We start from the raw sequence: 22288 nt of genomic DNA, 5'->3' as shown, positions 1-22288 counted from the left end.
CAGGCTATTCGAGCGGCGGCAGTGCGGCGGCGGGGTCGGCCCACCGGTCGTTGGGGACGAGCGGGTACCAGCCGGGCCGCCCGGGGTCGCGGTCGTAGGCGTAGCCGCCGAGCTCCCTGTACAGCTCCGCGTACTCGGCCAGCTTGTCGCGGTCCAGGCCGACGCCGAGGCCGGGGCCCGACGGGACCGGGATCCTGCCGCCCTCGTAGCGCATCGGGCCGCCCTCGATCACGTCGTCGGCGAGGTGGTGGTAGTGCGCGTCGGCGGCGTAGGTGAGGTTGGGCAGGACGGCGCCGAGGTGCAGCATGGTGGCGAGCTGGATGCCGAGCTCGCCGGAGGAGTGGACGGCGACGCCGATCTGGAACGTCTCGCACACGCCGGCGGCCTTCACGCACGGCCGGATGCCGCCCCAGAACGTGGTGTCGAGCAGGACGACGTCCGCGCTGCGGCGCAGCACGTTCGCGGCGAGCTGCTCGAAGTTGACGACGACGGTGTTGGTGGCGAGCGGGACGTTCACGCGCTCGCGGACGAGCCGCAGCCCCTCCAGCCCGAGGACGGGGTCCTCCAGGTAGTCGTTGGGGAGGTCCTCGATGGCCTTGCCGAAGCGGAGGCCCTCCTCCAGGCTCAGCACGGAGTTCGGGTCGTAGCGGAACCGGTCGCCCGGGAACGCCTCGGCGAGCGCCTTGTAGCACTCCAGCTCGTGGCCCGGCGGGAACACGCCGCCCTTCAGCTTGTGGACGGTGAAGCCGTGCGCGTCCTTGAGCGCGCGGGCGTGCTCGACGAGCTGCTCGGGGGTGCGGACCTCCGGCGAACCCCCGGCGCCCGGGTAGCGGTAGAACAGGTAGGACGCGAACGGGACGGAGTCGCGGATGCGGCCGCCGAGCAGGTCGTGCACCGGTACGCCGAGATGCTTGCCGACGAGGTCGAGGCAGGCGAACTCGATGGCGGCGAGCATCTGGGTGCGGTTGTTGTAGAGGCTCGCCGTCGGATTTGCGATCTTGAAGCGGAGCGTCTCCAGCTCGAACGGGTCGTGGCCCTCCAGGTGCGGGGCGAGGGCCTGGAACGCGGCCTCGGCGCTCTGCCCGCCGCCGCCCATCTCGCCGAGCCCGACCAGGCCGTTGTCGGCCTCGACCTCGACGATCGTCCGGACGAAGCGGCCCCAGTGGGCGCCGTTGCTGTGCAGGAGGGGCGCCTCCAGCGGCACGGTGACCGTGGTGGCGCGGATGCCTGTGATCTTCATGTGTCCCCGATCCGTACTCAACGCCGAACCGTGACGGTGGCGACGCCGCAGGCGGGCAGCCGCACCGTCATGGTGCCGTCCCGGACGGGCAGCTCCGCCGGGTCACGCTCCAGACCGCCGCTCAGCAGGGCGCTCGCGGCGCCCGGCACGTGCAGGCCCGTCTCGACCGGGCCGGCGGCGAGCGACTGGAGCCGGACGGCCAGGCCGTCGCCGTCGCGCGCGCGGCCGACGGAGGTGACGAGCACGTCCGGGTCGTCCACGCGCAGGAAGGTTCCCGAGTCGGCCGCGGGCATGTCGCCGGTGGCGAGGGTGGCGACGAACGGGTCGGTGATCCCGGCGGCCGTGCGGGCGCCGAGCCGGCGGCCCGAGCCCGCCGCGCCGGACGCGAACGCGTACCGGAAGGTGGTCTCGCCCTGCTGCTGGGACGGGAAGTTGGTGTCCCAGATGTTGTTCAGCGCCCACGAGTAGACGGTGCCGTCCTCGTTGTCGAGCGTGGGCGGGAACGGCGCGTAGGGCATGTGGATGGAGCCGAACTGGACGAGCGGCGCCTCCAGCGTCGCCCACGCGACGGTCAGGTCGGGGTCCTCGAACGCGACCCAGTGCCGGATCGGGCGCATGTGCTCCGCCGATCCCGGCACGCTCGGGACGCCGGTGCCGCCGACGCCGCCGGTCAGCTCCCAGGCGGCGGGCGGGCCGTCCACGGCGAACGGGAAGGCGAAGAAGACCGCCTCCTTGGCCGCGGTGGGCTGCTTGCCGAGCTGGTAGCGGACGTCCACGCGCGGCACCCCGGCGTAGAGGTCGATGGTCGTGCGCAGCCAGTCGACGCCCTTTCCGTGCAGCTCGACGACGAGCCGCTCCCCGGCGGGGGTGCGGGTGCACTCGGTGACGGTGGCGTGGGTGGCGACGGCCCGGTCGCCGAGCATCGTCTTGTCGTGCACGAGCATGTGCCCGGACATGTGGTTGAAGTGCGGCGCGGTCGCGTACCGGTCGTAGACGTACTGCCCGAACCCGGCGACGGAGTCGGCGTTCACCAGCTCGCGGCCCGCGGTCTTGTCGAAGACGGAGCCGATGTGCCCTTCGCGGACGTCGTAGGACACCCGGTAGAACTCGTTCTCGATCGTCCCGCCGAGGCCGAGGTCCACCGGCTCCGGCGCCGCCGCCCCGGCCCGGACGACGTCCACGCGGACGTACCCGTGGCCGGGGACGTCCGGGACCACCGCCTCCAGGTGGCGGCCGATGGGGCGGGTGGGCCACTCGTCCGGGTCGACCTCCTCCTCGCGGTGCGGGACGGGTTCGCCGGTGCGGGCGTCCACGAGCGCGATGGGCACGTCCACGGCGACGATGTCGCGAGGCAGGAACGCGCGGGCCGCGTCGGTGCGGGCGGCGGTGCCGGGGTTGACGACGAGGAACGAGGCGAGCGCGCCGGGCGCGGCGCCGAACGTCGCGCCGATCCGCCGCGCGCCGGCCTGGAGGAGGTCGAGCGCGTCGTCGTGGGCCTGGTAGCCGACCTGGGACTTTCGGGTCCACTGGAGGCCGCCGGAGTCGCCGCCCTCCTCTGCGTCCTCCCACGGGTTGGCGGCGCCCCAGGTGTGCTCGTCGAACAGCGCGGCCCGGTCGTAGGCCTCGTCGATCGCCCTGGTGGCCGAGAGGGAGGCGCCGGTGCGCTCGCCGCTGCGCTCGTCGGCGAGGGCGTGCAGCGTCTCGGCGGCCCGCAGGACGTTCTGTGCCCGCCGGACGTAGCCGAGCGGCCGGGCGCCTGAGCCGAGGCCGTCGGCCCACCAGTCCGTCCAGTCGCCCTCGTGGGTCTGGAGCCGGTCGCCGTGGTGCTCCTCGACGTACTCGAAGAAGTCGGCGTTGGTCGCCATCCGCAGCCGCGGGTACGCCCAGGTCTCGTTCCAGCGGTGCGCGATGTCGGCGGGGACGATCGACGGCCCGGCGTTGTCGGCGTGCGCGCCCTGGACGCGCAGGTGGACGGCGTCCAGGAAGTCGGGGTCCTTGGCGGCGCCGACCTGGCCGGGCGCGGCGTACCAGCCGAACGTCCCGGGCCCGTAGGGGTAGGGCCGGTCGGCGAGGGAGCCGAGGTAGCGGGGCAGCAGGTCCTCGGCGAGGTCGTAGCCGTCGACGAGCCCGACCGTGTTGCCCTCCATGTAGGCCATGCCGTGCGGGGTGTCGGTGAACCAGACGATCAGCTCGCCGCCGCCCGGCGACCGCCACCGGAACGGGCGGGCGAGCCGGTCGCCGCCCGTGATGTACGGGACGGAGCGCCCGGCCCAGTTGTGCGCGGCGGCGAGGTACCGGACGCCCGCCGCGTTCAGGGCGTCCACCGTCCCGACGACCGCGCCCGGGATGTCGGTGTGCATCGCCGACCGGACCTCGATGCCGTGCTCGCGCCGCAACTGCTCCACGAAGCGGAGCTGCCGGTACAGCTCCTCCGTCGAGCAGGCCTCCGTGTGCAGCTGCATTGGGAACGCGGTGACCTCGATCTGGCCCGCGCGGGCCCGCTCGGCGAACTCGGCCACCTGGTCCTCGGGACGAGTGGCGAGCCAACGCAGGGCGGGCATGGACGACTCGACCGACCAGCGGAACCGCGCGTCGTCCGGGCGCCCGTCGGTCTCCCGCGCCAGCCGCAGCGCCGCGTCGAGGTAGTCGAGGTGGTGCCGCAGGACGGTGCCCTGCGTGTCGGTGTAGCCGATGTCGAGATGCGAGTGGTGGACGACGAAGACGTTCCACTTGCGCTGCGGGGTGACGTCGACCGGCGCCGCCCCGACGAGCCCGCCGGAGTCGCGCACCTCCAGGGTGAGCCGGCGGGGCCCGTCCACCTCGGGGACGAGCAGCGTGACGACCCCACCCTCGACCGCCGCCGAGGCGACCTCGGCGTCACCGTCCTTGAGGGCCACCTCCACAGGGCCGCCCCCGGACAGCGCCAGCCGGACGGCCTGGAGGAGCGCGCCGCCCTCGTCCCGCTTGAACAGCGGCAGCACGGCGGCGCGCACCGACAGCCCCCGCACCGCGAGCACCTCCGCGGAGGTGTCCTGGCGCAGCGCGTCACGGATCCCGTCATAGTCGGGCGAGCCGAGGCTCGCCTGAAGCAGGCGACTCGTCATCGTTATGCGTCAATCTCTCTTTCGGGAGCCTTCAGAACTGGGCGAGGGTTAGGCCGCGGGTGAATAGGCGTTGGGTCGCCAGGAAGAGCACGACGGTCGGTAGGGAGACCACCAGGCCGGCGGCCAGTGCGATCGGCACGGGGGTTCCGGCGTAGACGTCGGTGGTCAGCGCGGACAGTTCGGCCCACACGGGCCGGACGGTCTCCGACTGCGAGAGCGTCAGGCCGAACAGCAGGTCGTTCCAGACGAAGGTGAACTCCAGGATGAACACGGCGGCGAGGGCCGCCGCCGACAGCGGCAGGTAGATCCGCCAGAAGATCCGGAAGGTGGACGCGCCGTCCAGCCGGGCCGCCTCGAAGATCGACACGGCGACGTTGCCGAAGAAGTTGCGCATCACCAGGGCGGCCAGCGGCACGTTGACCGCCGAGTAGATGATGATCAGCCCGAGGTGGCCGTCGTACAGCGCCACCTTGCTGTAGCCGACGAACAGCGGCACCAGGAGCATCTGGAACGGCACCACCGTCCCGGCGAAGATCACCACGAACCAGGCGAAGCCGTGCCGGAGCCGCAGCACCACGATCGCGTATCCGGCGAGCGCGCCCATCAGGACGGCCAGCGCGGGCGAGACGACGCTGTACAGCAGCGTGCTGAGCAGGGTGTCGCCCACGGCGGTCCGGTCCCAGGCCTGCGCGATGTTGTCGAGCAGGCCGATGGAGGACGGCGGCCTCACCGCGTCCGACGGGTCGTAGTCGCGGGCCGGCCGGAGCGCGTTGGCGACGATCAGGTAGGTCGGAAAGAGCCACACCAGGCCCAGCACCGCCAGCACGGCCCGGCGCACGTGGACCAGTTTCGCTCCGTTCATCGCGGCGTCTCCTCCCTGCTCGCCTGGCGGCGCAGGTACACGTACGAGGCGAGTCCCGTGACGGTGGTGAGCAGCACCGCGACCGCGGACCCGTAGCCGTACTCGTTGGCGACGAACACGTCCCGGTACATGGTCACGGCGAGGGTCTCGGACGAGCGTCCGGGCCCGCCCTGCGTCATCACCCACACGATGTCGAAGTTCTTCAGCCCGGCGACGAGCGCGAGGCCGAACACGACGGTGGTGATGGGGCGCATCAGCGGCCAGACGACGTGCCGGAACATCGACCATCCGGACGCGCCGTCGATGCGGGCGGCCTCGATCGGCCCCTTCGGGATCGACTGGAGGCCGACGACGAACAGCAGCATGTTGACGCCGAGCTGCTGCCACGTCCACACCACGATCATCGCGATGGTGTTGCGGGGGCCGTCCTGCAGGAACGCGGTGTCGCCGCCCGGCATGCCGAGCAGGGTCAGGATCTGGTTCGCCATCCCGTCCGGCTGCAGGATGAAGCCCCAGATCACGCCGAGACCGGCGCCGGACATCGCGTACGGCAGCAGGAACGGCAGCCGGAACCACGCGCCGCGCTTGAGGTCGTAGGAGAGGACGGCGACGAGCAGTCCGAGCCCCACCGGCAGGACGACGGTGCCGACGACCCACAGCAGCGTGTTGCGGATCGACGTGACGAGCGCGTCGTCCTCAAGGAGCCGCTTGTAGTTGTCCAGGCCGGTGAACTCGGGTGAGGCGAGCCCGTCGTAGGTGGTGAAGCTCAGGTACGCCGTCCACAGGAACGGCAGGTAGAGCAGGACGGCGACGAACAGCACGGCGGGCGAGATGTAGACGTGCCGGAACCGGCCGTGCAGCGCGAACCCCTTGCCGGGGCGGGCGCCGGACGCCTTGCGGGGGCCGCCGCCCGCGGGGGGCGCCACCGCCGGCCCGGGACGGTCGGCGGTGGCCTTGTTCGTGCTCATTGATCAGTGCGACTTCCAGTAGTCCTCGTTCACCTTCTGGATGCTCTTGAGGACGTCCATGTAGGTCTCCGGCTTGTTGAGGAACTTGTCGAAGCCGCTGAGCGCCTCGGTGAGCACGGGGGCGGGCGCGGCCTCGAAGTAGCGCAGGACCAGCCGGTTGCCGTCGGAGGCGGCCTCCTTGGTGACCTTGTCCAGCTCGGGGTCGGCGACCTTGACCTTCGGGTTGCCGGACACGTCGCCGCGCGCGTTCGCCCACTTCTCCTGCGCGGCGGGCGTGATCCACCACTTGAGGTACTTGGTGCTCGCGGCGGGGTCGGGGGCCTTGCGCAGCGAGCACAGCGGGCCGCTCTCGAACACCAGCGACCGCTTCGGCAGCGCCGGGTCCACGTTCGGGATGAAGAAGAACCCGTAGTCCGTCCCCTGCTTGAGGCCGCGCTGGGTCATGCTCGTGTTGAACCACGTCCCGTTGATGACCATGGCCGCGTCGCCGGACTTGAAGTGGTCGGCGGGGTCGGCCTTGTCGCCGGGCTTGCTGAACCACCCGGCGTCGATCATCGACTTCCAGCGCTCCATCGCCTTCACGACGCCGGGGTCGGTGTAGGACGCCTGGCCCTTCGACAGCCGCTCGTACAGGTCGGGGTCGGTGCCGGCGAGGATCTGCTCGAACCAGGCGAAGGAGAACAGCGACGTGGGGGTGGTCTGGTTGAAGGGCACCTGCCCCTTCGACTTGAGCGTCTGCGCGGTCTTCTCCAGCTCCGCCCACGTCGTCGGCGGCTTCAGGTCGTACTTCGCGAAGACCTTCTTGTTGTAGAACATGCCCCAGTAGGCGGTGTTCAGCGGGACGCAGTACTGCTTGCCGTCGACGGTGTAGTACTTCTTCAGGTCCTCGGTGAGGTCGCCGCTGCCGATGGCGTCCTGCCAGATCTTCGTGGTCTCGGCGACCTGGTTCTGCTTGACGATCTCTTCGAGGCGCCCGCCGGTCGTCCAGGTGAACAGGTCGGGCTTGACGTTGGTGCGGAACGAGGTCTTGATGAACGCCGTGTAGGTCGGCTCGTCGGTGTAGCCGACCGGCGTCATGCCGAGGCCGGTCTGCTGCTTGCCGAGGGCGCCCATCTGCTCGAAGAAGGGCTTCCACGCGCCCTTGTCGTTGTAGAGCTTGAGCTCGGACTTGCTCCCGCCCGAGTCGCCGGACCCGCAGCCGACGGCGAGTAGCAGCGCGCCCGCGGCGAGCGCGGTCACCTGGAGTCGCTTGGACGGCACCATGGTGAGCCTCCTTCATCGGGCGGCGATGCCCGATCGGGGTGGTCGAAGGATGGAATCAGGGAAGGGTGAACCGGCCGCACGGCACGGGCGCCGGCGGCGGCGGGGCGGCCGCTCAGGCGAGCCGCTGCTCGATCACGTGCTTGATGTCGGCGAGGTGGGACCGCATGAGGGACTCCGCCTCCCGCTCCTCGCCCGCCTCGATGGCGGCGAGGATCGCGGTGTGCTCGTCGAAGTCGCGGACGCGGTCGTCGAAGATCCGCTGTATCGCCCGCTGCTCGGAGGCGTGCACCGACAGCAGGGAGTCGATGACCTCGCAGAGCACGGAGTTGCCCGCGACGCCGGCGACCTCCCGGTGGAAGGACATGTTGGCCTTGTGCAGGCGGGTCTCCGCCTCCTGCCCGGTGCCGCCGAGGTCCGCGCCCGCCTGGTCGAGGATGGCGCGGAGCAGCTCGATGTCGGCGGGCCGCGACCGCCGGGCGGCGCGGCCGGCCAGCGGCGGCTCGATGAGCAGCCGCGCGTCCAGCAGCTGGAGCAGCCGGTCGGCCTCCAGCTCCCGGACGTTGGGGTTGGGGATGACCACGCGTTCGAGGTCGGCGCCCACGTAGATGCCCGAGCCGTGCCGGAGCTGGATCGCCCCGGTGGCCTCCAGCCGGCGCAGCGCCTCGCGCAGCGTCGGCGTCGTCACCGCGAAGCGCTGGGACAGCTCCCGCGCGGACGGCAGCCGGTCGCCGGCGCGCAGGCCGCCGGCCCTGATCAGCTCCAGCATGCGCTCGGTGAGGGCGTCCGCCAGGCTCGGCCGGGCCACATCCTGTGACATCGCCACCTCGTTCCCAAGAAGTAAAGTCATCTAATCACTTAGCGACTGCGCTGTCCAGCCTCCCGAAAAGACATCGCCGCAGGACGGCGCGCTGCTCCTCGAACGCGAGCCGCCCCGGCCGCGCCGACATGATGCCGTCGAAACCGTGGCAGGCGCCCGGCACATGGTGAAGCTCCGTGGGAACCCCGGAGACGATCAACCGGTGCGCGTAGGCGAACCCCTCGTCCCGGAGCGGGTCGAGCTGGGGCAGGAGCACGTAGGCGCGCGGGAGCCCGCTCAGGTCGCCGGCCCGCGCGGGGGCCGCGTAGGCGGGGACGTCCGCCCGCCCGCCGAGGTAGTGGCGCCACATGTGCCGGACGTCGCCGCTGTTGAACAGGGGCGGCTCGGTGAACGTCCGCATGGACGGCGTCGCCATCCGGTCGTCCAGGGCGGGGTACAGGAGCATCTGGAACACCAGCGGCGGACCGCCCTCGTCCCGCGCCCGCAGCGCCACGGCGGCGGCCAGCGCCCCGCCCGCGCTCCCGCCTCCGACCGCGACCCGCCCGGGGTCCCCTCCGAACTCCTCCGCGTGCTCGTGGGCCCAGGCGGTCGCGGCGTAGCAGTCCTCGAACCCGGCCGGGAAGGGATGCTCCGGCGCGAGCCGGTAGTCGACCGACACGACCGCGATCCCGTCCTCCCCGGCGAACTCCAGGCACCGCTCGTGCTCGTTCTCCAGGCCGCCGGTCACGAAGCCGCCGCCGTGGAAGTACACGAGCACGGGAGCGGGCGTCTCGCGCGGCCGGTAGATCCGCACCGGGACCGGCGGCGCGCCGGGCGGCCCGGGGATCGCCCGGTCCTCCACCTCGGCCCACCCGTCGGACGCGGGCCGGGCCAGCGCGCGGACCAGGTCGTTCATGGCGGCGCGGGCCTGGACGGGGTCCGCGAGGCCGACGTAGGGCATGCCGTCGAGCGCGGCGGCGAGTTCGGGGTCGAGGTGCATGGGCCGGACCTCCAGGAGTGGGAAAGGGGACGCGCCCCCGGGCGGGAGGTCACCCGGGGGCGCGGGGAGCGGTACCGCCGTGGACGGAACGGCGGCGCCGCGGCTTGGGGGGTCAGCCCGTGACGGGGAGGTTGACGTAGCGCGCCCGGTAGATGCTGACGTCCCGGTAGTTGTCGTTGGCCGGGCCCTTGGTGGCGTCCAGGCTGTTGACGTTGTAGGAGATCACCAGGCTGCCGCTGGACGAGAGCGCCGCGTGCTGGTGGGCGTTGTAGGTGAAGATGTCCGGGTCGCCGTAGGAGCCGTACGGGCCGGTCTCCGGCGTCTGGTAGACGGTCTGCTCACCGCTGAACGGCCCGGCCGCCGAGCACGACAGCAGGACGTCGATCTCGCCGCCGAACGCGATGCTCGAATCCTGGTTGACCATGATGTAGTGCGTCCCGCGCCTGGTGACGCTGAACTCGTTCGAGACGCCGCTCATCAGCCGCGCCGAGTCCGCCTCGGCGGACGACCAGCCGCTCGCCGTGCGGTGCTGCCAGGCGCCGCGCAGGTCCGTGCCGGCGACCCGCGCGATGTGCAGGTACTTGGTGTTCGCCTGCGTCTGGGGGTCGGTGTAGTCCTCGGTGCCGTAGACGTAGGTGTAGCCGCCGTCCTTGAGCAGGGCGGACCCCCACTGCACGCCCGAGGCCGAGGGCATCGCCTGGACGGTCGGCGCGGCCAGGTTCCCGGTGGAGAAGCGGGCGAGGACGTTGTCCTTGAACTTCATGTCCCACCCGGTGCCGTTGTTCGGATCGGGGTCGTAGTACTCGCGGTAGAGCTGCTGGACCTCCGAGCCGCTCTGGGTGAGGTCGCCCGCCCAGTACCAGTGGGCGGGCTGCGCGGGCGGCATGACCGCCTTGGGGGCGGCGGCCGTCCCGCCGTGCACGGTGGTGAGGCCCCCGCCCGTCCCCTGGACGACGAACGAGTTGTTGATGAAGGGCGTCGTCCCGCCCTCCTCGACGACCACCGGCCGCGATCCGTCCGCGTTGACCTGCCCGAGGAAGGTGTCGGAGTAGGCGTAGACGATGCGTCCGTCCGAGAGCTTCAGCGAGTACGTCGTGTCCGCGCCGGTCCAGTCGTCCAGCAGCGTGTTGCTGTTGCCGTAGGCCGTGAACTTGCCGTTGAGGGCGGTGTTCGGCGAAGCGGTGCCGAAGCTGGGCGCGGCCTGCCCGGAACAGGTGGGCCCGGCGGCGGCGTGACCGCGGCCGTGCGAGTCGGCGCCCGCCGGGACGGCGGGCGCGACCGCGAGCAGCAGGGCGGACGCGACGACGCCGGCTCGGCGGCGCCACGCGTGAACGGAAGAGGGCCGATCGGGAGAGAAGAGACGAGGAGGGACGGACTCCTGCATGGGAAACCTCCGCGAGGTCGCTGCCGCACGCTCGTGCGCCCCACATCATGAGTCATCAAATGACTTGGTGTCTAGATCTTTACTCAGATTTCCGGAAGCGCCGCCGGATTGCGCGCCAGCAGCCCCCCGTCGACCCGGTATTCGGCACCGGTCACGAACGACGAGCGGGGCCCGGCGAGGAACGCCACGACCTCCGCGACCTCGGCCGGGGCCGCGACTCGGCCCAGCGGATGCGTCCGCCCCCACTCGGCGACCTGCGCGTCCTGGTCCTTCTCACCGCGGAAGAGGTCGGCGGCCCAGCGCAGCATCGGCGTGTCGACCGACCCCGGGCACACCGCGTTCGCGCGGATGCCGTCCGCCGCGTGGTCGAGCGCCACCGACCGCGTCAGCGCGTTGATCGCGGCCTTGCTGGCGCTGTAGGCGGCGACCCGGTCCTGCGAGACGAACGCCTGCACCGACGACACCGTGACGATCGTCCCGCCGCCCCTCCGCCGCAGCTCGGGCACGGCCGCGCGGCAGGCGAGGAAGACCCCCTTGGCGTTGACGCCGAGCACCTCGTCCCACAGCTCCTCGGACGTCTCCTCGACCGTCCCGTACCGCTGCACGCCCGCACACGTCACCAGCACGTCCAGGCCGCCGTGCCGGGACACCGCCTCCCCGACAAGCCACTCCATCCGCGCGGCGTCCGTCACGTCGGCCACGGCGCCGGTGACCTCCAGCCCCTCACGCCGCAGCTCGTCCTCCGCCCGGCGGACCTCGTCCTCGCCGATGCCGCAGAACACCACGGCGGCGCCGTCGCGCGCGAGCCGCTCCACCACGGCCCGGCCGATCCCCAGCGACCCGCCGGTCACCACGGCGACCCTGCCCTCGAACTCCCTCACGTGCCCTCCTCGATGACCGCCGCGCGCAGCCACAGGCTCCGCCGCGCGTGCGGCCCCAGCGTCAACGCGGTGCCGTTCGCGACGGCGGCGGCCAGCCCGTCCGTCGGGTAGCCGGCGAACGGCTCCAGACCCATCACGTAGGCGCGGCCCCACCACGGATGCCCCGTGGTGGCCCCGAACTCCTGCCACAGCCACAGGTGCGGCAGGACGTCCGCGTCCCAGCGCACCCGCATCCCGAAACCGGCCGGATCGACGACCTCGTAGCGCCCCTCGTCCAGCCCGGTGAGGTAGACGATCTCACTCGGCACCCCCGCCTCGGGCACCACATCGAGATCGACAACTCCACCGCCTTCAGCCGGAACACGCGGCCACTCATGCGGCCCACCGGCCCGCACCCGCCGCCCGCCGGGAGCGATCGCCGTCTCGTGCGGCACGACCCGGGCCCCCTCGGCCACCCTGATCCGGTGCCCAGGCCGCAGGAAGGGCGCCCCGAACACGATGTGGTGCCCCCACATCGCCTCCAGCGCCACCCCCGACTCGTTGACCAGCTCTTCCTCGATGGCGAGCTCGGCCTCCCCAGCCCTCAGCCGCAGCGTCTTGGCGACCCGGAGCGGCATCCGCCGCCCCCGGACGGTGAGCCGGACGGCGACCTCCCGAGCCTCGTCGACCACGATCTCGGCGTCCCACGGCAGCCCGGCCACCTCCCCGTGCTGCGCGAACGCCGCCCCCCGGTACCTGCTCGGCGCACCCCCGTTCGGCAGCACCTCCTGCCAGCCGCCCTCGTAGCCGTCGAGGAACAGGGCGACGTCGTCACCCGCTCCCCCTGCCACGTCCCGCGGATCGCGCAGCCCGCCAGGCGACAGCCACACGAAGTCCATGTCGCGCGGCTTGTAGCAGAACTCGGCGATGTCACCGCCCTTGCCGACCAGAACCGTCACCCGCAACAGCTCGTTCTCCAGGACCACGGCCTCAAGCCCGGCCCAGGTGATCTCGTGGACGCGAGCGCCCCAGTTGCGGGACGGCCGGTGCCGCCCCATCAGCCCCAGTTCTCCGCACCGCTGAACGGGAAGCGCTCCCCCGCCACGTACCGGGGCCGCGGCTGGTACACGTTCACCCCCGGATCTCCACGCAGCAGCAGCGCAGAGGGGAACGGCAGCGGCTCCGCCGTGATCCGGGTCGAGGTCGGGATGTACCGGATGGTCAACCCGCACCGCCGGTGAGGCGACTCGTTCGCGTTGCTGCCGTGCATGATGTTCGGGTGGTGGACCTCGACGTCCCCGGGCTCCAGGACGAGATCCACCGCGCGGGACTCGTCCACGCCCACGGCGCTCTCCACCCCGAACACCGCGTCGGCGTCGTCCCGCTCCCGCACCTCGTGCAGGCCCTCCCTATGGGTGCCTGGAATGACCCGCAGGCACCCGTTCTCCGGCGTGGACCGGTCGATGGCGAGCCACAGCGTTACCACGCGCATCGGGTCGAGCGGCCAGAACGCCCCGTCCTGGTGCCACAGGACGGCCTTCCCCGTGTAGGGCGGCTTGGAGATGTAGGCGGAGGCGAACAGCGCGATATCGGGCCCGATGAACTGCTCCGCGACATCGAGCAGCCGGTCGTCGGAGACCAGCCGCACCCAGAAGGGGTCCTTGGCGACCAGCTCCGTCGAGAGGTCCTCTCCGGTCCGGTCGGGATACCGCTCCTGCAACCAGCGGACGTGCTGATCCGCCTCGGCGACCAGCCCCGGATCCAGCACGTTCCGGAAGATCGCGTACCCGTCCTCGTCATAACCCCGCAGCGGCATGGGCGTCCCCTTCTCACTCAGGTGCGACACCCCGAAGTCTGAGTCATCAGATCACTTGCTGTCTAGATGTATCGTCGCCTCTGCCGCCCGAGAGAGGAAGCGCCATGCCGACCGTCGCCCTGATCGGCGAATGCATGATCGAACTGAGCCACCTCACCCCCGACCGCCTCGCCCTCGGCTACGCCGGCGACGTCTTCAACACCGCCGCCTACCTGGCCCGCACCGCCCCCACGGCCGACGTCCAGTTCGTCACCCTCATAGGCGACGACCCCTACAGCACCCAGATGCGCGAATCCTGGACCGCCCACGGCGTCAACTCAGACCTCACCCGCACCGTCCCCGGCGGCCAAGCAGGCCTCTACCTGATCCGCACGGACGAAGCGGGCGAGCGGACGTTCCACTACTACAGATCCCAGTCAGCCGCCCGCGCCCTGTTCGGTCCGACCCACCCCCCGGAGATCGACGACGCGATAGCGGCCCACGACCTCGTCTACCTCTCGGGCATCACCCTGTCGATCCTCACCACCGACGCCCGCGCAAGGCTCCTGAACGTCCTGGACGAGACCCGCCGCCGCGGCGGCCTGGTCGCCTTCGACGGCAACTACCGCCCCGCCGGCTGGCCCTCCCCCAAGGCCGCCGCCGAAGCCATGTCCGCCGTCCTGACCCGGACCGACATAGCCCTCCCCACCCACACCGACGACCAGGCCGTCTTCGGCGACCGAACCCCCACAGACACGATCAGACGCCTAAGAGAGGCAGGAGTCCAAGAGATCGCCGTAAAACAGGGCGCCCAGGGCTGCGTGATCGCCGACACCACCACCCAGACCTCGATCCCCGCCGTCCAAGACGTACAAGTGAGAGACACCACAGCCGCCGGCGACGCCTTCAACGGCGCCTACCTGGCCTCCCGCCTAACAGGCACACCCCAAAAGCAATCAGCCGAAACAGCCACGACCCTGGCCGCCGAGGTAATAACCCACCGAGGCGCCCTACTCCCCCCACCCCACCCAGCAAGAACCTAAGCCCCCCACGCACGGCACGAGCGCAGCGAGAGCCAACCGCGAAGCGAGCCGCCAGGCGAGCCGAAGCGCCAGAGCAACCCCCACAGACCCGCACCCAACCCCACACACGGCACGAGCGCAGCGAGAGCCAGTCCGCGAAGCGAGCCGCAAGGCGAGCCGAAGCGCCAGAGCAACCCCCACGAACCCGCACCCAACCCCACGCACGGCACGAGCGAAGCGAGAGCCAGTCCGCGAAGCGAGCCGCCAGGCGAGCCGAAGCGCCAGAGCAACCCCCCACAAGCCGCGGTAGACCCCCGCACCACCGCGCCGACCGCACCCCCCGCTCCGCACACATCACCCGCCACTGCAGCAACCACGCGCCGACCTCAGGCACCGCGATCGCGTCCGAAGGCAGTTTCGAGCGAAGCAAGAAACTGATCGCGCAGCGAGCCGCAAGGCGAGTCGGAGCGATGCAGCGATCGCACGCGTTGCGTTGGGGGCGGGGCGCCCCAGGCGCCCCGCCCCCAACGCAACGCAAATAAACACAGCGCGCCGAAGTCTCGCAGCACGGCTCACAGGCGGTAGTTTCGATGTCAGCGGGACCATCCTGCGAGGGAGTGACGTGACCGAGGAAACCGCTGCAATGCCGACCAGTACGAAGTTGTCCGTCCGTGACGTGGTCACGGTGAAGCTGCCTGCCGCGAGTGCCTACCTGTCCGTGCTGCGGACCGCCACCGCGGGTCTGGCGGCCAGGTTGGACTTCACGCTGGACGAGATAGAAGACCTGCGCATCGCCGTGGACGAGGCGTGCGCGATGCTGCTCGCCCAGGCCGTGCCCGGCACCGACCTGACGTGCGAGTTCGAGCTGACGGGAGACGCCATGCGCATCTCCGTTTCGGTCCTGACGGTGGACGGCGAGGAGCCGAGCCGCGACACGTTCGCCTGGACGGTCCTGTCGTCCCTGGCGGGCGAGGTGGACGCCCGGGTGGGCGCCGACGACCGGGTCATCGTGACGCTGCAGAAGCGGCGCGGTGCGGCGGGGGCGCCGTGACGGAGAAGACGACGACGGAGCAGACCGCGGTCGCCGGTGCGGCGACCGAGCGGACGGAGAGCGCCGTACCCGACCGGGCCCGGGCGCGCGCGCTGTTCGAGCGTCTCGCCGAGCTGCCGGAGGGCGACCCGGAGCGCCAGCGCATCCGCGACCAGCTCGTGGAGCTGCATCTGCCGCTGGTGGAGTATCTCGCCCGCCGCTTCCGCAACCGCGGCGAGTGGCTGGACGACCTGATCCAGGTCGCCACGATCGGGTTGATCAAGTCGATCGACCGGTTCGACCTGGAACGCGGGGTGGAGTTCTCCACCTATGCCACGCCGACGATCGTCGGTGAGATCAAGCGGCACTTCCGCGACAAGGGCTGGGCGGTGCGGGTGCCGCGGCGGCTCCAGGAGCTGAAGCTGTCGCTGACGAAGGCGATCAGCGATCTCGCGCAGCGGGAGGGCCGGGCCCCGACCGTCAGCGAGCTGGCCGCGCACCTGCAGATGAGCGAGGAGGAGGTGCTGGAGGGCCTGGAGTCGGCGAACGCCTACTCCACGGTGTCCCTCGACGCCCCCGACTCCGGCGACGAGGACGCCCCCGCGGTGGCCGACTCGCTCGGCATGGTGGACGAGTCGCTGGAGGGCGTGGAGTACCGCGAGTCCCTCAAGCCGCTGCTGGAGAAGCTCCCGGCGCGGGAGAAGAAGATCCTGCTGCTGCGCTTCTTCGGCAACATGACGCAGTCGCAGATCGCCGCCGAGCTGGGGATCTCCCAGATGCACGTGTCCCGGCTGCTGGCCCGGACCCTCGCACAGCTCCGCGAGGGCCTGACGGCCGACGAGTAGCGGGTGATGAGCCGAAAGGGCCCCGAGGACGGTTCCTCAGGGCTCTTTCGGCGTCCGGTCAGCTCTTGGTGTTCTTGGCGGGCTGCTCGTTGAGGCGGTCTTTGAGGCGCTGTCCGAGGGAGCGCGGCTCCGTGCTCGGCGGGGCGCCGCCCGTCTTCGCGGGTTCGGCGTCCTCCCGCGGCTCCTCGCCGCCGTCGTCGCCGTCCTCGTCGTGGTCTTCGATGAGCCAGGCGGTGGTCGGGGGGCTCAGGACGGCGATCAGCGCGAGGACCGCGACCACGCCGAGCGGGACCGCGATCGCGGGCTGGTCGCTCTGCCACAGCGACCACGCGACCGGCAGGGCGAACAGCTGGGTCAGCACCGAGGGGGCGCGGCTCCACTGGGCGGCGCGCAGCAGCCCGCGGGCGCAGCCGAGCATGCCGAGGCCGCCGGCGAGGGCGAGGACGGTGACTCCGATCCCGCTGGCCGGGTCGACGGCGGCGCCCGCGGCGGTCTCGACTCCGGTGAAGACGCCGAACCCGACGGCGGCGGCGCCCTCCACGGCCTCGAGGGCGGCGGCGGCCTGCACGGTGAAGGGACGCTTGGTCACATCCCGAAACACTACTCGCCCGGTGCCGCGGCTCGTCCTCAGGGGAAACCGCGGGCGAACGGGTCCGGAACGATCGATACCCTGACGCCGTGCGCGCCATGCTCATCGCCAACCCCAAGGCGACCTCCACCTCCCGGCGGGCCCGCGGCATCCTCATGCGGGCCTTCACCGGCGACCTCGACCTCGTCCTGGCCGAGACGGGCCACCGCGGCCACGCGACCGAGCTGGCCCGGCAGGCGGCGGTCGAGGGCTACGACGTCGTGATCGCCCTGGGCGGGGACGGCACGGTGAACGAGGCCGTCAACGGCGTGCTCGCGGAGGGGCCGTCGCCCGGCCTTCCGGCGCTCGCGGTGCTCCCGTGCGGGAGCGCGAACGTCTTCGCCCGCGCGCTGGGCCTGCCGAACGACCCGATCGGCGCGACGCGCGCCGTCCTGGAGGCGCTGCGGGCGGGCCGGCACCGGACGGTGGGGCTCGGCGCGGCGAGCCATCCCGGCGCCCCGGAGCGCTATTTCACGTTCTGCGCGGGGGTGGGGCTGGACGCGGAGGTCGTCCGGGAGGTGGAGCGGCGGCGCGCGGCCGGCCTCCGGGCCGACCCGTCGCTGTACGCGCGGACCGCGATACGGCATTTCTTCTCCGGCACTGATCGGCGCCGTCCGGCGCTCACTTTGGAACGGCCCGGACGGCCGCCGAAATCGGGGCTGTTCCTGGCGTTCATCTCCAATACGTCCCCGTGGACTTTCATGGGGAGGCTGCCGATGAATCCGAGTCCGAAGGCGAACTTCGCGCGCGGCCTGGACGTGTTCGGGATGCGTTCCCTGGAACTCGGCCCGACGCTGGGGGCGCTGGCCCAGATGCTGACCACGCGCTCGCATCCCGTTCAGGGGCGGCACGTGCTGAACCTGCACGATGAGGCCGAGGTCACAGTGCGCGCGGACCGGCCCGTGGCGTTCCAGCTGGACGGCGACTACCTCGGCGAACACCGGACGGTCACGTTCCGCTCCGTCCCGAAAGCGATACGCATCGTGATTTGAGGCGGGCGGCCCCGCCGTGAGAGCCACGTAACACGCCCGACCGATGGGTGTGACACATGCGACACCCATACTTTGAGAATCCTTTCTCAAAGGTCTTGCGTCTGCCCGCACCCGCCTGAAACGCTCAAAGTGCGCCTGCTGACAGGGACCCCAACGCCGCTGGTCACCTGCTCGCGGCGCCGCCGAACGACGACCCCTGGACCTGGCCATCGCCACCCCGGGCGTCCGCAACATGTGAACCCGTTCACAAACGTGGAGTTACTCCACCACCCGACGAAGGAGTGGACCGCATGGACTGGCGCCACCGCGCAGCCTGCCGTGACGTGGACCCCGAGCTCTTCTTCCCCATCGGCAACACCGGCCCCGCGATCCTGCAGATCGAGGAGGCCAAGCAGGTGTGCCGCCGCTGCGACGTCAGCGACGCCTGCCTGCGCTGGGCCCTGGAGTCCGGCCAGGAGTCGGGCGTCTGGGGCGGCATGGGCGAAGACGAACGCAGAGCCCTCCGCCGCCGGGCGCGTGTTAATCGCAGCGCCCTTAGCGTCAGGCGCTAGAGCGCCTTCCTTGCGGGCACTGCTGCGATCGCTGGCATCGCTCCGGCTCGCCTTGCGGCTCGCTGCGCGATCAGTTTCTTGCTTCGCTCGAAACTGGCTTCGCACGCGATCGCACACCTTCAGGTTTTTGACGGCTGAGGCGCCAGCTGCTCGCAGTGCGCACGGACCAGAGTAAACGGCCGTGATCAGGGGCGGCTTGGGCGGTGGTGGTCTAGGGGGATGTCTACTACCACCTCGGTGCCTCCGCCTTCTCTTGGGCGGAAGTCCAGGTGGCCGCCCAGTTCGCCGACGATGAGGGTGCGGACGATCTGGAGGCCGAGGCTCTCGGTGCTCTCCATGTCGAAGTCGGGGGGCAGGCCGACGCCGTCGTCCGCGACGACCGTGACCAGGCGGCGGCCGGACGGGGGCTCGGCCTCGCCTCCCAGGGTCCGGGGCTCGTTCGCGCCGGGAGCGGTCCACTCGCCCCAGACCGAGACGCCGCCCGGATCGCGGGAGACCTCGCCCTCTCCGTAGCGGTGCGCGACGACCTCCAGGGTTCCGAACCGGTTCGCCAGGCCGTGCTCCAGGGCGTTCTGCAGCAGTTCGGTGAGCGCCATCGCCAGCGGTGTCGCGACCTCGGCGGGCAGGACGCCGAAACTGCCGGTCCGCTTGGGCGTGACCTTGGTCTCCGGGGTGGACACCTCCCCCGCCATCGTGATGACCCGGTCGGCGATGTCGTCGAAGTCGATCAGCTCGTCGGGGGTGTGCGACAGCGTCTCGTGCACGATCGCGATCGATCCGACGCGCCGGACGGCCTCGTCCAGCGCGGCCCGGCCCTCCGGGATCCGCAGCCGCCGCGCCTGGAGCCGCAGCAGCGCCGCGACCGTCTGCAGGTTGTTCTTCACCCGGTGGTGGATCTCCCGGATGGTGGCGTCCTTGGTCATCAGCTCGCGGTCGCGCCAGCGCAGCTCGGTCACGTCCCGGCACAGCACGATCGCGCCGATCCGGGTCCCGCCGACGACGAGCGGGATCGTGCGCAGCTGCATGATCGACCCGCGCGACTCGACCTCGACCTCGCGGGGCGCGCGGCCGGACAGCACGACGCTCAGCGCCTCCTCCATCGGCTCGCCGGTGTCGCACAGGTCCGCGGTGATCTGCCCGAGCGCCTCGCCGACGAGGTCGGTGGGGTAGCCGAGCCGCCGGTACGCCGACTGGGCGTTCGGGCTGGCGTAGGTGACCTTGCCGGAGCGGTCCAGCCGCATGAGGCCGTCGCCGACGCGCGGCGAGCGGACCATGTTCGGCTCCTCGCCCGGCACCGGGAACCGGCCCTCGGAGATCATCGTGGCGAGGTCGCTGGCGCTCTGCAGGTAGGTCAGCTCCAGCCGGGACGGGGTGCGCGCCGAGCTCAGGTTCGTGCTGCGCTGGATCACCCCGAGGATCTTGGCGCCGCGGCGCACCGGGATCGACTCCTCCCGGACGGGGATGCCGCTGCCCCACTCCGGGTCGCCCTCGCGGACGATCCGGCGCTCCCGCCACGCCACGTCGATCAGCCCGCGCCGCCCCGTCCGGACGACCTTGCCGACGAGGTCCTCGGGGTAGGCGGTCGGTCCCGTCGTCGGCCGCATCTGCGCGATCGCGACCCAGCCGGGGACGGCCGCGCCGGTGTCGAGCGGGCCCGTCCTGCCCCGGCCCGCGCGGGACGACCCGTCGGCGGGCAGCGCGTCCGCCGACCGCAGCGGCACCCACAGCAGCAGGTCCGCGAACGACAGGTCGGCCAGCAGCTGCCAGTCCGAGACCAGTGCGTGGAGCCACTCCAGATCGGTGTCGGTGAGGTCGGTGTGGTCGCGGACCAAATCGGTCAAGGTAGGCACACCACCATCATCGCCGATGGTTTTCGGTGTCGGGGCAGGTGGTCCCGCCTCCGGGGCCACCTGGCAGGATGCCCGGCATGACCGCAGGACGAGACCCCCTCGCGAGGCTCCGGGACGCGGCCGGGCGGCGCGCCGCCGCCGGGCTGCGCCGGACGCTGCGCCCCCGCCGGGACGGGTTCACCGACCTGGCCTCCAACGACTACCTCGGGCTGTCCGGCGACCCGCGGCTCGTCGAGGGCGCCGTCGCCGCGGCGCGCGAGTGGGGCACCGGCTCCACCGGCTCGCGCCTGGTCACCGGGACGACGGAGCTGCACGCCGAGCTGGACCGGCGGCTCGCCGCGTTCACCGGCAGCGCCGCCGGCCTGGTGTTCTCCTCCGGCTTCCTCGCCAACCTCGGCGCCGTCACCGCGCTCGCCGGGCCCGACACGCTCGTGGTGTCCGACCAGGTCAACCACGCCTCGATCGTGGACGCGTGCCGGCTGTCGCGGTCCCGCGTCGTGATCGTCCCGCACCGGGACGCCGCCGCGGTCGAGCAGGCCCTTGCCGAGCGCGAGGAGGACCACGCCCTCGTCGTCACCGACGCGGTGTTCTCCGTGGACGGCGACCTGGCGCCGCTGGGCGCGCTGCACGCCGCCGTCCGGGCGCACGGCGCGCTGCTGGTGGTCGACGAGGCGCACGCGCTCGGCGTGGTCGGCGACGGGGGCCGGGGCGCCGCGCACGCCGCCGGCCTCGCGGGCGAGCCGGACGTCGTCCTCACCCTCACGCTGTCGAAGTCCCTGGCGTCGCAGGGCGGGGCGGTCCTCGGCGCCCCGGAGGTGATCGACGCCCTGGTGGACACCGGGCGGTCGTTCATCTTCGACACCGGCCTGAACCCGCCCGCCGTGGGGGCCGCCCTCGCCGCGCTGGACGTCCTCGCGTCCGACCCCGGACTGCCGGGCCGCGCCCGCGAACGGGCCGTCGCGATCTCAAACCTGGCGGCCGGTTCCGGCCTGGAAACGGCCGAGCCCGCGGCCGCCGTGGTCCCGGTGTTCCTGGGCGAGCCGCGGGCCGCGCTGCGGGCCGCCGAGATCTGCGCTGAGCACGGCCTCCGCGTCGGCTGCTTCCGTCCGCCGTCGGTCCCGAAGGGGCGCGCGTGCCTGCGCCTCACCGCACGCGCCACGCTGGACGAGTCCGACCTCACACGATTGCGGGCGGCCCTGGCGGAAACGGCATCCTCTACCGGCCGTAGTCTTCACCCATAACATCGGGGAAACCGGTGATGAACGTGAGGAGATGCCGTGACGGAGGTCAGGGGCGGGCCCCGGCACGGGGGCGGGTACGAGCACGGCTTCGACCGGGTCTCCCTCGGCGACCTCGGTAAGCGCCACCCGAACCAGGCGCCCCGCATCCCCAAGTACTACAAGCTCAAGGAGCTGCTGGTCGAGTTGATCCAGTCGCTTCCGGCGGGCAGCCCGCTGCCGCCCGAGCGGACCCTCGCCGAGAAGTACGAGACGTCCCGCACCACCGTGCGGCAGGCCCTCGCCGAACTCGTCGTCGAGGGGCGCCTCCAGCGCATCCAGGGCAAGGGCACCTTCGTCGCCAAGCCGAAGGTCGCCCAGGAGCTCCAGCTCGTCAGCTACACCGAGGACATGCGGCACCACGGGCTGCGCCCCGAGACCCGCATCCTGGAGGCCGGCTACGTCAGCGCCGACGAGCGCCTCGCCACCCTCCTGTGCATCCGCCCGGGCGGCCGGGTGCTGCGAATCCACCGCCTCCGGCTGGCCGACGGCGAGCCGATGTCGATCGACACCTCCCACCTCCCGGCCCGCCGGTTCCCCGGCCTGCGCCGCGAGCTGCCCCGCCACCACTCCCTGTACGAGACGCTCGCCACCGCCTACGACGTCCACCTGACCGAGGCGGAGGAGACGATCGAGACCGTCCTCGCGACCCCGCACGACGCCCAGCTCCTGGGCGTGGACGTCGGCCTCCCGATGCTGCTGCTCTCCCGGCACGCGTTCGACACGACGGGCCAGCCGGTCGAGTGGGCGCAGTCCCTGTACCGGGGCGACCGGTACAAGTTCATCACCCGCCTGAGCCGCTGACCCGCCGCGCGGCGCGG

At 71.8% G+C, this 22288-nt stretch carries 20 protein-coding genes; 7 read left to right on the top strand and 13 right to left on the bottom strand.

Features of this window, described 5'->3' with window-relative positions:
- Positions 1–4 precede the first annotated feature (4 nt).
- From AB0C21_RS24935 to AB0C21_RS24885, 11 genes are all read right to left on the bottom strand, one after another.
- Entirely contained in the window at positions 5–1240 is a 1236-nt protein-coding gene (locus AB0C21_RS24935) for an enolase C-terminal domain-like protein (RefSeq protein WP_500207307.1), read from the bottom strand.
- A gap of 17 nt (positions 1241–1257) precedes the next feature.
- Positions 1258–4344 (bottom strand): glycoside hydrolase family 38 N-terminal domain-containing protein, encoded by a 3087-nt coding sequence (locus AB0C21_RS24930; protein WP_500207306.1) that lies wholly within the window; start codon positions 4342–4344, stop codon positions 1258–1260.
- Positions 4345–4375: 31 nt separating this feature from the next.
- On the bottom strand, positions 4376–5206 hold the full coding sequence (locus tag AB0C21_RS24925) for a carbohydrate ABC transporter permease (protein WP_353820905.1): 831 nt from the start codon (positions 5204–5206) through the stop codon (positions 4376–4378).
- The gene (locus tag AB0C21_RS24920; protein ID WP_500207305.1) at positions 5203–6174 is read right to left on the bottom strand and encodes a carbohydrate ABC transporter permease; all 972 of its coding nucleotides are present in this window, start codon (positions 6172–6174) and stop codon (positions 5203–5205) included. Before AB0C21_RS24920 ends, AB0C21_RS24925 begins: the two co-directional genes overlap by 4 nt.
- A 3-nt stretch (positions 6175–6177) precedes the next feature.
- The gene (locus AB0C21_RS24915; RefSeq protein ID WP_149264193.1) at positions 6178–7437 is read right to left on the bottom strand and encodes an ABC transporter substrate-binding protein; all 1260 of its coding nucleotides are present in this window, start codon (positions 7435–7437) and stop codon (positions 6178–6180) included.
- A gap of 112 nt (positions 7438–7549) precedes the next feature.
- Positions 7550–8254, bottom strand: a complete 705-nt coding sequence (locus AB0C21_RS24910; protein ID WP_500207303.1) for a FadR/GntR family transcriptional regulator — start codon at positions 8252–8254, stop codon at positions 7550–7552.
- A 34-nt stretch (positions 8255–8288) separates the two neighbouring features.
- Positions 8289–9233, bottom strand: coding sequence for an alpha/beta hydrolase (locus AB0C21_RS24905; RefSeq protein ID WP_500207302.1), 945 nt, complete (start codon positions 9231–9233; stop codon positions 8289–8291).
- A gap of 112 nt (positions 9234–9345) precedes the next feature.
- Entirely contained in the window at positions 9346–10617 is a 1272-nt protein-coding gene (locus tag AB0C21_RS24900; protein WP_500207300.1) for a DUF5005 domain-containing protein, read from the bottom strand.
- An 83-nt stretch (positions 10618–10700) separates the two neighbouring features.
- On the bottom strand, positions 10701–11498 hold the full coding sequence (locus AB0C21_RS24895) for an SDR family NAD(P)-dependent oxidoreductase (RefSeq protein ID WP_500207298.1): 798 nt from the start codon (positions 11496–11498) through the stop codon (positions 10701–10703).
- On the bottom strand, positions 11495–12535 hold the full coding sequence (locus AB0C21_RS24890; RefSeq protein WP_500207297.1) for a DUF4432 family protein: 1041 nt from the start codon (positions 12533–12535) through the stop codon (positions 11495–11497). Before AB0C21_RS24890 ends, AB0C21_RS24895 begins: the two co-directional genes overlap by 4 nt.
- A complete protein-coding gene (locus AB0C21_RS24885) occupies positions 12535–13293 on the bottom strand; it encodes a phytanoyl-CoA dioxygenase family protein (RefSeq protein WP_500207295.1) in 759 nt (252 codons plus the stop codon). Before AB0C21_RS24885 ends, AB0C21_RS24890 begins: the two co-directional genes overlap by 1 nt.
- 104 nt (positions 13294–13397) lie before the next feature.
- Here AB0C21_RS24885 and AB0C21_RS24880 point away from each other — a divergent pair, with 104 nt between their 5' ends.
- From AB0C21_RS24880 to AB0C21_RS24870, 3 genes are all read left to right on the top strand, one after another.
- A complete protein-coding gene (locus AB0C21_RS24880) occupies positions 13398–14315 on the top strand; it encodes a sugar kinase (protein ID WP_500207294.1) in 918 nt (305 codons plus the stop codon).
- A 601-nt stretch (positions 14316–14916) separates the two neighbouring features.
- Positions 14917–15345 carry an ATP-binding protein gene (locus tag AB0C21_RS24875; protein WP_149264894.1) on the top strand — a complete coding sequence of 143 codons (429 nt, stop codon included), beginning with the start codon at positions 14917–14919 and terminating at the stop codon, positions 15343–15345.
- Positions 15342–16169, top strand: coding sequence for an RNA polymerase sigma factor SigF (locus AB0C21_RS24870; protein ID WP_200842459.1), 828 nt, complete (start codon positions 15342–15344; stop codon positions 16167–16169). The genes AB0C21_RS24875 and AB0C21_RS24870 overlap by 4 nt, the downstream gene beginning before the upstream one ends.
- A 58-nt stretch (positions 16170–16227) precedes the next feature.
- Here AB0C21_RS24870 and AB0C21_RS24865 read toward each other — a convergent pair whose 3' ends face one another.
- Entirely contained in the window at positions 16228–16758 is a 531-nt protein-coding gene (locus tag AB0C21_RS24865; RefSeq protein ID WP_500207291.1) for a hypothetical protein, read from the bottom strand.
- Positions 16759–16847: 89 nt separating this feature from the next.
- Between AB0C21_RS24865 and AB0C21_RS24860 the strand changes: the two genes are divergently transcribed.
- On the top strand, positions 16848–17789 hold the full coding sequence (locus AB0C21_RS24860; RefSeq protein ID WP_500207290.1) for a diacylglycerol/lipid kinase family protein: 942 nt from the start codon (positions 16848–16850) through the stop codon (positions 17787–17789).
- A gap of 290 nt (positions 17790–18079) precedes the next feature.
- Positions 18080–18340 carry a WhiB family transcriptional regulator gene (locus AB0C21_RS24855; protein ID WP_149264896.1) on the top strand — a complete coding sequence of 87 codons (261 nt, stop codon included), beginning with the start codon at positions 18080–18082 and terminating at the stop codon, positions 18338–18340.
- A gap of 185 nt (positions 18341–18525) precedes the next feature.
- Here the strand turns inward: AB0C21_RS24855 and AB0C21_RS24850 are convergent, their stop codons facing one another.
- The gene (locus AB0C21_RS24850) at positions 18526–20190 is read right to left on the bottom strand and encodes a GAF domain-containing sensor histidine kinase (protein ID WP_500207288.1); all 1665 of its coding nucleotides are present in this window, start codon (positions 20188–20190) and stop codon (positions 18526–18528) included.
- A 68-nt stretch (positions 20191–20258) separates the two neighbouring features.
- Between AB0C21_RS24850 and AB0C21_RS24845 the strand changes: the two genes are divergently transcribed.
- Both AB0C21_RS24845 and AB0C21_RS24840 read left to right on the top strand, forming a co-directional pair.
- Positions 20259–21431 carry an 8-amino-7-oxononanoate synthase gene (locus tag AB0C21_RS24845; protein ID WP_500207286.1) on the top strand — a complete coding sequence of 391 codons (1173 nt, stop codon included), beginning with the start codon at positions 20259–20261 and terminating at the stop codon, positions 21429–21431.
- 36 nt (positions 21432–21467) lie between these two features.
- Positions 21468–22271: a GntR family transcriptional regulator gene (locus AB0C21_RS24840; RefSeq protein WP_500207285.1), complete on the top strand. Its 804-nt coding sequence runs from the start codon at positions 21468–21470 to the stop codon at positions 22269–22271.
- Positions 22272–22288 lie beyond the last annotated feature (17 nt).

The sequence above is a fragment of the Spirillospora sp. NPDC049024 genome, from assembly GCF_040649235.1.
GTDB lineage: Bacteria > Actinomycetota > Actinomycetes > Streptosporangiales > Streptosporangiaceae > Spirillospora.
Note: the sequence above shows the minus strand (reverse complement) of the source record. Positions and strands in the feature narration are given on the sequence as shown.

Coding starts and splice junctions, on each gene's coding strand:
- AB0C21_RS24905 (WP_500207302.1), bottom strand. CDS start 9,233: ATGCACCTCGACCCCGAACTCGCCGCCGCGCTCGACGGCATGCCCTAC.
- AB0C21_RS24920 (WP_500207305.1), bottom strand. CDS start 6,174: ATGAGCACGAACAAGGCCACCGCCGACCGTCCCGGGCCGGCGGTGGCG.
- AB0C21_RS24900 (WP_500207300.1), bottom strand. CDS start 10,617: ATGCAGGAGTCCGTCCCTCCTCGTCTCTTCTCTCCCGATCGGCCCTCT.
- AB0C21_RS24890 (WP_500207297.1), bottom strand. CDS start 12,535: ATGGGGCGGCACCGGCCGTCCCGCAACTGGGGCGCTCGCGTCCACGAG.
- AB0C21_RS24935 (WP_500207307.1), bottom strand. CDS start 1,240: ATGAAGATCACAGGCATCCGCGCCACCACGGTCACCGTGCCGCTGGAG.
- AB0C21_RS24915 (WP_149264193.1), bottom strand. CDS start 7,437: ATGGTGCCGTCCAAGCGACTCCAGGTGACCGCGCTCGCCGCGGGCGCG.
- AB0C21_RS24880 (WP_500207294.1), top strand. CDS start 13,398: ATGCCGACCGTCGCCCTGATCGGCGAATGCATGATCGAACTGAGCCAC.
- AB0C21_RS24925 (WP_353820905.1), bottom strand. CDS start 5,206: ATGAACGGAGCGAAACTGGTCCACGTGCGCCGGGCCGTGCTGGCGGTG.
- AB0C21_RS24885 (WP_500207295.1), bottom strand. CDS start 13,293: ATGCCGCTGCGGGGTTATGACGAGGACGGGTACGCGATCTTCCGGAAC.
- AB0C21_RS24930 (WP_500207306.1), bottom strand. CDS start 4,344: ATGACGAGTCGCCTGCTTCAGGCGAGCCTCGGCTCGCCCGACTATGAC.
- AB0C21_RS24910 (WP_500207303.1), bottom strand. CDS start 8,254: ATGTCACAGGATGTGGCCCGGCCGAGCCTGGCGGACGCCCTCACCGAG.
- AB0C21_RS24855 (WP_149264896.1), top strand. CDS start 18,080: ATGGACTGGCGCCACCGCGCAGCCTGCCGTGACGTGGACCCCGAGCTC.
- AB0C21_RS24845 (WP_500207286.1), top strand. CDS start 20,259: ATGCCCGGCATGACCGCAGGACGAGACCCCCTCGCGAGGCTCCGGGAC.